This window comes from Amycolatopsis sp. NBRC 101858 (genome assembly GCF_030269325.1).
In the GTDB taxonomy this organism is placed as follows: Bacteria; Actinomycetota; Actinomycetes; order Mycobacteriales; family Pseudonocardiaceae; genus Amycolatopsis; species Amycolatopsis ponsaeliensis.
The window spans coordinates 489,171-501,974 of sequence record NZ_BSTD01000003.1 but is presented as its reverse complement, the minus strand read 5'-3'; the positions used below and the strand labels follow the sequence as shown (position 1 = coordinate 501,974).

The 12,804-nt window shown below is 72.4% G+C and carries 10 protein-coding genes; 4 read left to right on the top strand and 6 right to left on the bottom strand.

The window, feature by feature from the left end:
* Positions 1–466: 466 nt before the first annotated feature.
* Positions 467–1,912 carry an allophanate hydrolase-related protein gene (locus tag QSK39_RS25775; protein WP_285480400.1) on the top strand — a complete coding sequence of 482 codons (1,446 nt, stop codon included), beginning with the start codon at positions 467–469 and terminating at the stop codon, positions 1,910–1,912.
* On the opposite strand, the gene QSK39_RS25770 is transcribed toward QSK39_RS25775, so the two are convergent.
* From QSK39_RS25770 to QSK39_RS25750, 5 genes are all read right to left on the bottom strand, one after another.
* Positions 1,878–2,921 (bottom strand): quinone-dependent dihydroorotate dehydrogenase, encoded by a 1,044-nt coding sequence (locus QSK39_RS25770; RefSeq protein ID WP_285480399.1) that lies wholly within the window; start codon positions 2,919–2,921, stop codon positions 1,878–1,880. The two genes, QSK39_RS25775 and QSK39_RS25770, sit on opposite strands and share 35 nt — an antisense overlap.
* Positions 2,922–2,987: 66 nt before the next feature.
* Positions 2,988–3,557 (bottom strand): GNAT family N-acetyltransferase, encoded by a 570-nt coding sequence (locus QSK39_RS25765; protein WP_285480398.1) that lies wholly within the window; start codon positions 3,555–3,557, stop codon positions 2,988–2,990.
* A gap of 387 nt (positions 3,558–3,944) precedes the next feature.
* A complete protein-coding gene (gene add / locus QSK39_RS25760; RefSeq protein WP_285480397.1) occupies positions 3,945–4,991 on the bottom strand; it encodes an adenosine deaminase in 1,047 nt (348 codons plus the stop codon).
* Positions 4,992–5,113: 122 nt separating this feature from the next.
* On the bottom strand, positions 5,114–5,923 hold the full coding sequence (locus QSK39_RS25755; protein WP_285480396.1) for a DNA-formamidopyrimidine glycosylase family protein: 810 nt from the start codon (positions 5,921–5,923) through the stop codon (positions 5,114–5,116).
* A 3-nt stretch (positions 5,924–5,926) separates the two neighbouring features.
* Positions 5,927–6,820, bottom strand: coding sequence for a ParA family protein (locus tag QSK39_RS25750; protein WP_285480395.1), 894 nt, complete (start codon positions 6,818–6,820; stop codon positions 5,927–5,929).
* 106 nt (positions 6,821–6,926) lie between these two features.
* Here QSK39_RS25750 and QSK39_RS25745 point away from each other — a divergent pair, with 106 nt between their 5' ends.
* The 3 genes from QSK39_RS25745 to QSK39_RS25735 all read left to right on the top strand — a co-directional run bounded on the left by QSK39_RS25745 (position 6,927) and on the right by QSK39_RS25735 (position 10,000).
* Complete coding sequence (locus QSK39_RS25745) at positions 6,927–7,652, top strand: methyltransferase domain-containing protein (protein ID WP_285480394.1); 726 nt, start codon at positions 6,927–6,929, stop codon at positions 7,650–7,652.
* 108 nt (positions 7,653–7,760) lie between these two features.
* Positions 7,761–8,975 (top strand): DNA polymerase IV, encoded by a 1,215-nt coding sequence (gene dinB / locus QSK39_RS25740; protein WP_285480907.1) that lies wholly within the window; start codon positions 7,761–7,763, stop codon positions 8,973–8,975.
* Between the two features lie 620 nt (positions 8,976–9,595).
* Positions 9,596–10,000 (top strand): SCO2097 family morphological protein, encoded by a 405-nt coding sequence (locus QSK39_RS25735; protein ID WP_284744000.1) that lies wholly within the window; start codon positions 9,596–9,598, stop codon positions 9,998–10,000.
* A 183-nt stretch (positions 10,001–10,183) separates the two neighbouring features.
* Here the strand turns inward: QSK39_RS25735 and QSK39_RS25730 are convergent, their stop codons facing one another.
* The gene (locus QSK39_RS25730; RefSeq protein WP_285480393.1) at positions 10,184–12,673 is read right to left on the bottom strand and encodes a transglutaminase TgpA family protein; all 2,490 of its coding nucleotides are present in this window, start codon (positions 12,671–12,673) and stop codon (positions 10,184–10,186) included.
* Between the last annotated feature and the right edge of the window lie 131 nt (positions 12,674–12,804).

The window sequence follows — 12,804 nt, the reverse complement described above, 5'->3', positions numbered from 1 at the left end:
CGAGCTCCCGCGTGAGCGAAGGGTCGACACGCGTGATCGAGCAGTCGACACGCGTGATTGAAGGGTCGACACGGCGAACTTGGCCTGGCCACGGTGTGTCGACCCCCGGATCACGCGTGTCGACCGTCCCATCACGCGTGCCGACCCCCTGATCACGCGAATTCCGGGTTCGTTGGGCCGCTTGAGGTTTCAAACTCGGCCGTTCGGGTGCCGCATCCGGGGGAACCGGCCGTTCGTCACCCGGCGTGCGTGATCGTGCGTTTCACCCCGGCGTCGCGCCCTGTTCACCTCTTGGTCCCGAAACCCGCGCGTAATCGGAAACAGCTGGCTACGGAAACGTCGACCACCTAACGTTTCTGTCATGCATGCAGAGGTGTCACTAGCCGGGAGGCCCGCCGTGCTTTGAGGATCGCCGGCGCCGACCGTACACAGTGGACTTTCTCGATCGCCGAGGGAAGGACGCCCCGTGAACACGCTCCCGCCGGACCCGGATCCCACGCCGCCGACCCCGCCCACCGCCTCGCAGCGCGTCATCGCGGCCTTCGAGCGCATCACCGAAGCGAACCGTCCCGAGCTCTGGTCCACCCTCCGCGCCGTCGAGGACGTCCTCGTCGACGCCAAGGCCGTCGAAGAACGCGTCCAGGCGGGGGAGAACCTGCCGCTGGCGGGCACCGTCTTCACCGTGCCGGACCTGATCGACGTCGCCGGCCAGCCGTCCGGCCGCTCGGTCCCGGAAACCAGCGCCACGGTCGTCTCCCGGCTCACCGCGGCCGGCGCCGTCGTGCTCGGCAAGACCGGGGCCGCCACCGTGGCCTCGGCCTGGGACCGGACGAAGACCGGCGGCCGCGGCGCGGCGGTCGTCGTCGCACTGGGCATCGTCGACCTGGCGCTGAGCACCGCGGGCGCGGTCCCGGCGGCCCTGAACGCCGTTGTCGCGCTGAAGCCGACCCGCGGCCTGCTGCCGATGACCGGCGTCCGCGCCTCCGAAGCCGTCTCCGTCCACACGACCGGCCTGGTCGCCGGCCGGCGTGCGCTCGCCCTGATGACCGGGCCGGACGGCGTTTCCCCGGCCCGCACCTGGCCCGCCGACGTCCGCCTCGGCGCCGGCGAACACCCGCGCGTCGCGTACGCGCGCGACCTGCCCTTGGGACCCGCCGCGGCCATCGCCTTCGAAGACACCGTGAAGCGGCTGACGGCGGCGGGCGTCGTCCTCGAACCGGTCATCCTCTCGGGAGAGGTACCGGACGGCTTCGACGCGCTCCTCGTGCCCACTGTGCCGGATCACCCGGAACTCGCCGAAGCCCTGGCCGACCCGGCCGCCGTCGACCACCGCCTGGCCGGCTGCACGGCCTTCGCGAACCTGCTCGACCTGGCGGCGGTCACCGTCCCGGTGCGGCCGGGCGACAAGCGCCCGTTCGGCGTCACCTTCCTGACTCGGGCGTTCGAGGACCAGATCGGCCTGGACCTCGCGACGGTCTGCACGGACGAGCCCATGACGCCCTACCCCGAACCGGGCGAGGACGTCGTCGTGTTCGGCGCGCACCTGCGCGGCCAGCCGCTCAACACCCGGCTCACCGAGCTCGGCGCCCGGTTCACCCGGCCGGTCCGGACCACCGAGAGCTACCGGATGGTGCTGCTGGACACCGAGCCGCCGCAGCCGGGCGTGCTGGACCACGCCGAGGGCAGCAGTCTCGACGGCGAAAGCTGGCGGCTGTCCCCGGCGGCGTTCGAGCGGTTCGCCACCACGCTGAAGGAACCGTTCGTGCTGGACCGCGTCGAGCTCGACGACGGCTCCCGGCCCCTGGCGGTCCGGTGCGACCCGCAAGCGGCCGGAGCCGGTCTGGACCGCTACGAATCCTGGCGCGGGTACGTCCGGTTCACCTCGACGGCCGGGCCGCGAGACCCCGGCTGACCCGGCGCACCAGACCGGGCCCGTGCAGCGCGAACCCGCTGTAGAGCTGCACGAGCGACGCGCCCGCGTCCACCAGCCGGACGGCGTCGCCGGGGCCCATGATCCCGCCGACGCCGATGATCGGCAGGTTCCCGCCGGTGTGGTCGTGCACGAACCGCACGACCTCCGCCGCGCGGGTGGTCAGCGGCCGGCCGGACAGTCCTCCCGCCTGTCCGGCCAGGCTGCTCTCCGCGGGCACGATGCCGTCGCGGGCGAGCGTCGTGTTCGTGGCGATGATCCCGGCGACGCCGTGCTCGAGCGCGACCTCCAAGAGCTCGCCGAGGGCGTCGTCGGTCAGGTCCGGCGCGACCTTCACCAGGATCGGCGTGGGCGTGCCCGCGCCGGCGAGCTCCGCGGCCGTCGCGCGCAGCTCCCCGAGCAGTTCGCCGAGCGCGGCGCGGTCCTGCAGCTGCCGCAGCCCCGGGGTGTTCGGCGAGCTGACGTTGACGGCGAAGTAGTCGGCGTACGGGTACAGCGCACGCAGGGAGAACCGGTAGTCCTCGACGGCGTCTTCGAGGGGCGTGACCTTCGACTTGCCGATGCTGATCCCGAGCGGCACGCCGGGTTTCCCGTCGCGCGCGAGCTTGGCCGCAAGCGCTTCCGCACCGTCGTTGTTGAAGCCCATGCGGTTGATCACCGCGTCGCTGGCGGGGAGGCTGAACAGCCGCGGCTTCGGGTTGCCCGGCTGGGCCAGCCGCGTCACCGTGCCGACCTCGACGAAGCCGAAGCCCAGCGCGGCCCACGCGGGCAGCGCGCGGCCGTTCTTGTCCATCCCGGCGGCGAGGCCGACGCGGTTGGGGAACCGCAGGCCCAGCACGGTCACCGGGTCGTCGACGCGCAGCGCCCCGCCGAGTGCGGGTGCCGCCTTGCCGAGCCGGGCCAGGACGCCGATCGTGCGCTCGTGCACCAGCTCGGGGTCGTGGTAGGAGAGCCGGTACAGCGCCGGGCGGACGATCTTGTCGAAGAACACGCCCCCATGCTGCCAAACCACGCGAACCGCGCGACCGGAGCGTCACCCCGGGGTGAACACGGCCACTTATTCGGCGGCTTCGCGGGCCTTCCACTCGTCTTCGAGCATCGCGTAGACCAGCTCGTCGGTCCACTCGCCCTTGACGATCTCGTTCTCCCGCAGGTGCGCTTCCTCGCGCATCCCGAGCCGCTCCATCAGCGCGGCGGACGCGGTGTTGCGGCCGTCGCAGCGGCCGATGACGCGGTGCAGCCCCAGGTCCTCGAAGCCCAGCCGCAGCAGTTCCGTGGTCGCCTCCGCGGCCAGGCCCTTGCCGTGGTGGTCCGGGTGGAAGACGAACCCGATCTCGCCCTGCCGGTGCTCGCTGCTGAGCCACTCCAGGTTCAGGTCGCCGATCAGCTGCCCGGTCGCGGCCAGTTCGACCGCCACGGCCAGGAACTGCCCTTCCTTGGTCAACGTCGAGCTGTGCACCCGTTTCGCGAGCGCGGCGGCCGATTCGGCGCGGCTGCGCGGGCCCCAGTAGAGGTAGCGGGCGACATCGGCACGGGACTGGAAGGAGTTCAGCGCGTCGAGGTCGTCGGGCGTGAACGGGCGCAGGAGCAGCCGAGCCGTGGTGATCGGGTAGTCGGGCCTGAGCATGCTTCCAGGCTAGCGACCTTCAGCCGTCCGGGGGACAGAACGGAGTAACGCGTTCAGCGAACCCCGGCGTCGGATCGCTGGGCGGTCGTCCGGCGCCGACCGGCGGCGTGACCTGCACAAAATGAGCGCATTAAGGAACCCCCGGGGTGTCTCTCAAGCGCCGTCAAACGCTTGAGCCCGAGCCGGACTGGTGCTCGGAAACCCCGGGGGCACGGTGACTGCCTGGTATTCGCTATCAGGCATCACGTGGAGCAGGCGATGAGCCGAAGGTGGCTCAGCTGTAACGCTGCTCAAAGTCCTCCACGTGCCATCCGCTAGCGGACAGCCACCTCACAAGTCCTGTTGGAATACAACTTAGGACCACCTCCTCTCTTGTGTACTGCCACGCTAGGCGAAGTTCCCGGGGTCCGGCAATGTCATTTCTCCGATCTCACTCCGCAGACCGGCTTTGCGCTCTTCGCCGAGGAACGACGCGTCGACGGCGTTCTCCGCCAGCCGCGCCAGTTCGGCCGCGGTCAGCCCGAGGGTTTCGGCGACGGCGACGTACTCGCCCGTCAGCGTGGCGCCGAACATCGGCGGGTCGTCGGTGTTGAGCGTGACGACGACGCCGTGGTCGAGCATCCGTCGCACGGGGTGGGCGGCGATGCTCGCGACCTGGCCGGTGCGCACGTTCGACGTCGGGCACACTTCGAGCGGGATCCGGTGTGCCGCAAGGTGTTCCAGCAGGGCCGGGTCGGCGGCGCAGCTGGTGCCGTGGCCGACGCGCTCGGCGCCGAGGTCGTGCAGCGCGGACCAGATCGTGGCCGGGCCGGTGGTTTCGCCGGCGTGCGGGACGCTGTGCAGCCCGGCTTCCCTGGCACGGGTGAAGAACGGCTCGAACCGCGCGCGCCCGACGCCGAGTTCCGGGCCGCCGAGGCCGAAGGAAACCAGGCCCTCCGGGCGTTCGCGCAGCGCGAACACGAGCGTCTCCTGCCCGGCCTTGGTGCCCTTTTCGCCGGGAATGTCGAAACACCAGGCCAGGTCGACGCCCAGTTCGGCGGCGCGGGCCCGGCCGGAGGCGAGCCCGGACAGCAGGTCGTCGCCGGGAACGCCGTCGAGCAGGTGGTTGTAGGGCGTCACGGTGACTTCGGCGTAGCGGCAGTTCTGCGCGGCGAGATCCGCGGCCAGGCCCGCCACGAGCGCGTGGATGTCGTGGCGGTCGCGCACGAGCGAGGTGACCGCGAGGTAGACGGTGAGGAAGTGGGCGAAGTCGCGGAAGGTGAAGAACTCCGCGAGCTCGCGCTCGTCGGTGGGGACACCGGCGGCCGGTCGGCGCCGGGCCAGGTCCAGGACGGTCGGCAGGCTCGCCGAGCCGACGAGGTGGACGTGCAGTTCGACCTTGGGCAGGGCGTGCGCGAACGCGCGCAGCGCCTGCCCGGTGGGGATTCCGGGCATGACTGAGCTCCCTGGGAAGTGCTGGGGTGACGTAAGGAGCGCGGGCGGCTCAGGGAGCGAGGTCGCCGCGTTCGGTGTCGGTCCCGTAGAGCGGGAGCTTGAACGACGTCACGCCGCCGAGTCTACTGCGCCGGGGAAGGGCCGTGCTGGTCCTTCGGGCAGAACCACGTCGGCCGCCGCCGGGCGTCGTGGCCCTGCGTGCGGACCAGGACCTGGCCGCCGCAGCGGAAGCAGCCCTGGCGGGTGCGCTCGTAGACCCAGTTCTTGCGGTTGCGGTCGAGGTGGCCGGTGGTGCTCTGGTCGAAGCGCCCGGCGGCGGCGTTGGTGAGGATCAGCTTGCGGGCCAGTGCGACCGTGGCTCGTGCGTCCACTTCGGACACCGGCGTCCACGGGGTCACGCCGAGCAGGAAGGCGATCTCGCACTTGTAGAGGTTCCCGACGCCCGCCATGACGCGCTGGTCGAGCAGCGCGAGCCCCAGCTCGCGCGCGGGATCGGCGGCCAGTGCGGCGCTCGCGCGGGCCGCGTGCTCGTCCGTCCACTGTGGATCCAGCAGGTCCGGGCCGAGGTGGGCGACGAGGTCGTGTTCCTTCGGCGTGGCCACGAGCTTGAGGTCGTGGACGCGGAAGCCGATCACCTGGACGTCGGCGGCGGTCAGGACCACGCGGGCGTGGTGGCCGGGCCGGCGCCACTTCGCGCCGGCCGGGTAGACGTCCCACATGCCGTCCATCATCAGGTGCGAGTGCAGGGTGAGGTCGCCGGAGAAGCGGGTGAACAGGTGCTTGCCGACCGTCCCGACGCCGAGCACCTCGCGGCCGGCGAGGTCCACGGTGGCCAGCTGCGGCACCCGGAACTGGCCGCGCAGCAACGTCTTTCCCGCGATCGCCCGGTCGAAGCGCTTTCCGACGAGGTAGACGGTGTCACCTTCGGGCACGGTTCACCCCGCGGATTCGGTCACCTCGGCCGGGGCCGCGGGCGTCTCCGGCGCCGGGCCCTCGGGCCAGTCCGGCCCTTCGGGCTCTTCGCCGGCGATGCGGTGGCGGCCTGCCCGGTTGGACCGCAGGATCTTCGCCAGCACCATGTTGAACGTCAGCGCGATCTCCTGCGCGCCGGGCGAGTGCCACTCGTGGATCGGGCTGCACGCGCCCTGGGCCTGCTGGACCGCCAGCCGGTCGGTGATCGCCGTCGGCATCACCAGCGAGCCGAAGTTGTCGCGCAGCTCGGCGATCCGGAACTGGTGCTCGTAGGAGCGCACGCGCAGCTTGTTCACCAGGACGCCGATCGCGCGCAGGTCCGGGTTGAGCTCCTTGCGGATCTTCTCGATCGCTTCCAGGGCCCGGTTCGCGCCGGCGACGGCGTAGATCGTCGGCTCGGTGACGATCAGCGCGCTGTCCGCGCCGACCAGCGCCGACTTCGTCAGCCGGCCCAGCGACGGCGGGCAGTCCAGGATCACCAGCTCGTACGGCGTCTCGCGCAGGGGCGTGCGGTGCAGCTCGTCCAGGGCGCGGGAGAAGTTCGCCAGGCGCTCGCTGTCGGCGTCGGGGTCGTTGAGCAGTTCGAGCTCTTCGGTGCCGACGAGGACGTCGACGTCCTCGCTCCAGACGCTCGGCGCGATGGCGCGTTCGAGCATCTCGCGCGTCGGGTTCTCGAGCACGTCGGCGAGGGTCGCGTCGGTGTACGGCGGGTCGAGCGAGGTCGTGGCGTTGCCCTGCGGGTCGAGGTCCACCACCAGCGTCCGCGTGCCCCTACGCAGGGCGGCGGACGCGATACCGAGAGCGACCGTCGTCTTGCCGACGCCTCCCTTGAGGCTGAGTACGGCGACCGTGTGCACGAAGACCAGCCTACGGGTGCGCGCGAGAGGTGCCGCCGGGCAAGGGGCGTTCACTCGAAGGGAGGAGCCGGGGAGCCGGGCCGGGGCGGGCACTACCCTGTGCGGCATGAAGACGGAGACCGTGGCCGCCCGGGGTTCGGGCGCCGTCCGCCGGGTGCTCGAGGCCGAGCTGAAGGCCGCCCGCGCCCGGGGCGCCGAGCACCCCCGCGTCGTCGACGTGGGCGGCGGCAGCGGCGGCTGGGCGGTGCCGTTCGCGGCGGCCGGCTGCCGGGTCACGGTCGTCGAGCCGAGCCCGAACGCCCTGGCGACGCTGCAGCGCCGGGCCGAGGAAGAGGGCGTCTCCGAGCTGATCACGGTCGTCGCGGACGACTCGGACGCGCTGGGACGCCACGTCGAGGCCGGCTCGGCCGACCTGGTGCTGGCGCACGGGCTGCTGGAGATCGTCGACGACCCGGCCGCGGTGCTCACCGCGCTGGCCACGGCGGTCGCGCCGGGCGGGGCGGTGTCGGTGCTGGTCGCGAACCGGCACGCGGCGGTGCTGAACCGCGCCCTGTCGGGCCGGGTGGGCGAGGCCCAGCGGCTGCTCGAGAGCACGGACGGGGTCGTCCCGGGCGACACGGTGCTGCGGCGGTACTCCGCGGCCGGCCTGCGGGCCGACCTGGAGGCCGCCGGCCTCGAAGTGGTGTCGCTGCAGGGTGACCGGGTGATCTCGGACCTGGTCGGCGGCGACGTCCGCGACGACGAGCTGGCGGAATTCGAGCGGGTGGCGGCGGCCTCGCCGGCGCTGCGCGACATCGCCGGCCGGCTGCACGCGGTCGCGCGGCTCGCCTGACCTCTTTACGGCGGGTTTCGGCCGTCGCGCTCGCGCGTGATCCGAAACTGTCGGTGGTGGCCGGTAGCGTCCTCGGGTGTGGGGCGAAATGCTGAGCTGCCGGGCGGGATGGGCCGGTTCCGCGTCCGGCCGGGAGAACCGGCGCCGGACGACACCGGGTGCGGGATGCTGCACGTCGACATGGACGCGTTCTTCGTGTCGGTCGAGCTGCGCACCCGGCCCGAGCTGGCCGACAAGCCGGTCGTCGTGTCCGGCGGCGGGCCGCGAGCGGTCGTCGCGGCGGCGAACTACCCGGCGCGGAAGTTCGGCGTGCGCTCGGCGATGCCGTTCTCGACGGCGAAGCGGCTGTGCCCGCACCTGATCAACATCCCGCCGACCGGCGGGCTCTACGGCGAGGTCTCCCGCGGGGTGATGGAGATCTTCCGCGAGCTGACGCCGCTGGTCGAGCCGCTGAGCCTGGACGAGGCGTTCCTGGACGTCAGCGGGGCGTTGCGGCGCTTGGGCGCGACGCCGGCTTCGCTGGGCGCGGAGATCCGTTCGCGGGTCGAGGCCGAGCACGGGATCACGTGCTCGGTCGGGGTGGCGAAGGTCAAGTTCGTCGCGAAGCTGGCGTCGGGGATGGCGAAGCCGGACGGCATGGTCGTGGTGCCCGCGGCGGAGACCCTGGCGTTCCTGCACCCGCTGCCGGTGTCGGCGTTGTGGGGAGTCGGCGCGCGCACGGAGGAACACCTGCGGCGGCTGGGGCTGGGCACGATCGCGGACGTCGCGGCGTTCCCGCCGGAGCGGCTGAAGAAGTCGCTGGGGGTGGCGGTGGGCGAGCACCTGTACCGGCTCGCCCACGGCGTGGACGAGCGGTCGGTGGTCGTGGATTCCCCGGAGAAGTCGATCGGCGCGGAGCACACGTTCGACGTGGACCGGCATTCCCGCGCCGAGCTGGGCCTGGAGCTGCTGCGGCTGGCGTCGCGGGTGGGGGCGACGTTGCGGGAGCGGGGCGTGCGCGGCCGGACGGTCTCGATCAAGGTGCGGTTCGCGGACTTCCGGACGATCACCCGGGCCCGGACCTTGGTGTCGGCGACGGACGTGGCCCGGGAGATCCACGCGGTGGCGGTGGCGTTGCTCACGGAGCACGCACCGACGGGAGCGGTGAGGTTGATCGGCGTGCGCGTGGAGGGCCTGGACACGGGGGAGGCGGGCGAGCAGCTGGTGTTCGAGTCCCCGGCCCCGAGGTGGCGGGACGCCGAGGTGGCGGCGGACGTGGCGCGATCGAAGTTCGGGTCCGCGGCGGTGCGGCCGGCGTCGTTGCTGGGGCCGAGGGAGAGCTGAGGGGTTCGCGGGTCAGGGGTTCGCCTCGGGTTGCGTTGCATGAGGGCCGGGGGTGCTTTGGGACGGTTCCGGGGCCTCGGGTTTGCGCCGGCCTTCGTGGGGTGGGCTGAGTGGGGCACCCCATCGGATTGCGCTGAACCAGTGCCGGCCTTCGCGAGGTGTGCTGCGTGTGAGCTGAGCGCGGTCGCGGGATTTCGGCCGAGCTGTGGCAGCCACTCCGGCCGGATGTCCGCTTGGTCCGATCTTGCCCACCTCGGAACCGTCGGCTCGGCCGACCTCGCGCTCGGCGCCGCCCACACCCGGCGCTGCCGGTGCGCTCGCGAACCCGCAGCGCAGCCCACACCCGGCCGGCCCCGGGCACTCCGCGTGATCTTCGGCTCGGTCGGCTTCCCCCACATTGCCGCTCAGGCCGTGAATTGGTCACTTTGGGTGGCGGTGACCGTCCGCAACCCCGCTCCGGCGGGATTTAGCCCAATTCGATCCCTTCTGGATGCGGGATCGGGTAGTCGTCCGGGCGCGGGCCTCGTATCCTGGACAGTGCCACCCCGCCTGGGGTTGGCTGTTGGGTCCAGAACGTTGCGCGGCCCGGCGCCCGCGACAGCTGTGCCGGAGGAGGAAAGATGCCACTCTCCGAGCATGAGCAGCGGCTGCTCGATCAGATCGAGCGCGAGCTCTATGCCGAGGACCCCAAGTTCGCATCCACGGTGCGAGGCACCCGGTTGCGTCGCCCCGCTCGCCGACGGCGTATCCAGGGCATCGCCCTGTTCGTAGTGGGCGTGGCCCTGCTGGTGCTGGGCGTGGTGGTGCCGCAGTTCCGGGTGGCCGACATCCCGCTGATCAGCGTGCTCGGGTTCCTCGTGATGTTCTTCGGGGTCATGTTGGCCGTCACATCGATCCGGCACGGCGCCGAATCGGACGGCAAGGGCGGTGGGTCGGGAAGTCGCGGGGCCAAGCAGTCAGGCCGCCGGAGTTCCTTCACCCAGCGCATGGAAGAGCGCTTCCGCCAGCGCTTCGAGGAGCAGTAGCGCCGCAAGACCACGAGATCCGCGCTCGCCACCCCCGGCAGGCGCGGATCTTCTTGTGTGCTCAGCCTGCCGCGCCGGCCGTGGTGACACTGGGTGGCACCCGATCGGGGTCAAGAGCCCGACATGACGGCGGACCGCCGTGTCGACCCTTCAATCACGTGTGTCGACCCTTCCCGCACAACCTCAGTCGCGGTTGCGGAACAGGGACCTCGGGAACAACCGGCCCTTCCAGGACAGCGGGGCGTTCCGGTGCAGGCTCCGCCGCAGGTGGTCGAACGCCGAGGGGAGCGTCGGGTCGGCCACGCCGTCCTCGCCGTACCACGACTTCTCCACCACGCCGATGACCGTGCGCAGGCCGTCGCGGCCTTCGTCGTCCAGGTGGTGCTTCGCCGCCAGCTTCTGACCCGCCACGCGGACCGTGTCGCTCGGCGGGATCGGCAGCCCGCGGTCGGCGCACTCGGCCCGCAGCTCGGACCACGCCGCGTCGGCCGCCCCGGGACGCTGCCCGACGATCTCCTGGAGCCGGCGGCGCCGCCCGACGTCGCGGGCCGCCGACGGGCCCAGCAGCCCGGCCAGCAGCAGCACCACGATCAGGCTGAACCACCAGGCCACCAGCCACGTCAGCACGCCGAGCACCGCCACCCACAACGCCGCCGCGATCAACGGCAGCCAGTTCTTGAGCAGCGCGCCGAGCCCGGTCGCCGCGGGCTCGCGGTCCGGCCGTCTGCGGCGGCCGCCCGCGACCACCAGGATCGTCGCCACCAGGGAGAGCGCGACCAGCGCCAGGACGAGCCCCCACACCCAGCCCGGCGTGCCCTCGTCGGTGGTCTGCGGACCCTGCGCCTGCGTGTTCTGCTCGGTGTCGCGGGGCACGCCGGTCGGCGCGGCGCTCGACTGGACCGTGCTCGGCGCCACCTGGGTGTCGTCGGGCTGGTTGCCGTCCTGCGAGCCGGCCTGCAGGTACGACGGGGTGATGCCGCGGCCGTCGGACAGCGGCGTCGGGTCGAACGTCACCCAGCCCTTGTCGCCGAAGTACGCCTCGACCCACGCGTGCGCGTCCTGGGTGCTGATCGAGAGGTAGTCGTTGACCTGCACGCCGGGGGTGAACCCGATGGCCACCCGCGACGGGATGCCCGCCACCCGCAGCATCACGGCCATCGCCGAAGCGAACTGCTCGCAGAAGCCGCGCTTGCCGTTGAGGATGAAGTCCGCGAGCGCGTCGGCGTCGTTCGCCGGCGCGGTCTTCGTGTCGTAGACGAACCCGTTCTGCGCGGTGAAGTACCGCCAGATCGCCGACGCGCGGTCGAAGTCGTTCGACTCGTTGGCGATCAGCTGCTGCGTCTTCGCGCGGACGCGGTCGTCGACGCGGTCGATCTGCGTGTAGCGCGGCGGCAGGTCGTCGACCCGCGGGGTCACGCGCAGCTCCTGGGCCGTGGGCTCCTTCAGCGACGCGTATTCGGTGTAGGACGGCGGAACCTCGCTGCGCGTGGTGAACACCGTGCCGCTGACCTGGTCGTAGAGGTAGCCGTTGGCGGTGCCGTCGATCACCCGCGGCGCGCCGTAGACCGGCAGCCAGTTGTCGCGCCAGCTCGTCGGCTCGACGTCGATCCGGCGGGCGGCGCCGCTGCCGTCGTCACCGGGCGCGGGCGGCAGCTGCGGCCCCACCGGGACGCCCTGCTGCGAACGGCCTTCGTCGTGCAGGCCCCAGCCTTTGTTGGGGTAGTAGGTGTCCAGCGTCATCGCGCGCAGCAGCCGCTTGTCGGTGCCGAGGCCGCGGACCTTGAACAGCTCCCGGTTCGAGCCCTGGTCGAGGAAGCCGCGCAGTTCGGTGAACGGCTGGATGCCGAACCCGCCGGCACCCGCGCCGGGGCCGTCGCCGCCGTTGCCGAACGGGATCCGCCCGACCGTGCCGACCCAGGTGATCGCACCGCCGAACAGGCCGAGCACGATCGCCGCGCAGACCACCGCGACCGGCGCGGACAGCACGCCCGGCTTGCCGCTGCGCCCGGGTGCTTCCCGGGTCCGCCAGCGCCGGTGCCGGTGGTTGCCGTCGACCGCCAGCAGGCCGGCGAACGCGGCCCCGCCGAGCAGGAACGTCCACCACGGCAGCATTTCCTCGCTCAGCGCGGCGGGCACGGCGTAGACGCAGAGCAGCACGAGCCCGGTCGCGGCGGGGGCCGCGGCGGCCACGGTCAGGGTGTCGACGAGGACGGCGACCAGGCCGACCAGGATGGTCACCAGGCACAGGATCGGCTGGCTGCCCTCGACCGGCGGCAGCCCGACGCGGATCTGCTCGGCGGCGGCCGAGAGCGTGTTCCCGATTTCGCCGAAGGCCTCCGGGCCGGGGATGACCTGCAGGATCCCGTGCGTGGTGAACGCACCGGTGATCAGGAACAGCAGCACCAGCAGCTGGCCGAGGCCGACGAGCACGGTCGGCACCTGCAGCGAGCGCAGCGCGAGGCCGGTCGCGGCGATCAGCAGCACGGCGACGAAGAGGTAACCGAACCAGGCCAGCCCCGAGACGACGCTGGTCACCGAGGTCGCGGCGCAGAGGGTCGCGATCCCGGCGGCGGCGGGCGCGAGCAGGCTGCCACGCCAGGCGGAGAGGGGGTGCTGCGAGGCGGGGCGCCGAGGCGGAGTCGCGGACGGACGCGGCGGGGCGGCGGTGCTCATCGGGTACCGCCGATCGGGGCCGGGGTGGCGGAGGGGCTGGTTGCGGGCTGGGTGGCGGTGCTCGCCCGCCTGCCGCCGGCCGGGGCCGGGGCGCCGGAGGGGTTGGTTGCGAGCTGGGGTGCGCGGTGGTC

Coding starts and splice junctions, on each gene's coding strand:
- QSK39_RS25730 (WP_285480393.1), bottom strand. CDS start 12,673: ATGAGCACCGCCGCCCCGCCGCGTCCGTCCGCGACTCCGCCTCGGCGC.
- add (WP_285480397.1), bottom strand. CDS start 4,991: ATGCCCGGAATCCCCACCGGGCAGGCGCTGCGCGCGTTCGCGCACGCC.
- QSK39_RS25765 (WP_285480398.1), bottom strand. CDS start 3,557: ATGCTCAGGCCCGACTACCCGATCACCACGGCTCGGCTGCTCCTGCGC.
- QSK39_RS25745 (WP_285480394.1), top strand. CDS start 6,927: ATGAAGACGGAGACCGTGGCCGCCCGGGGTTCGGGCGCCGTCCGCCGG.
- QSK39_RS25735 (WP_284744000.1), top strand. CDS start 9,596: ATGCCACTCTCCGAGCATGAGCAGCGGCTGCTCGATCAGATCGAGCGC.
- dinB (WP_285480907.1), top strand. CDS start 7,761: ATGGGCCGGTTCCGCGTCCGGCCGGGAGAACCGGCGCCGGACGACACC.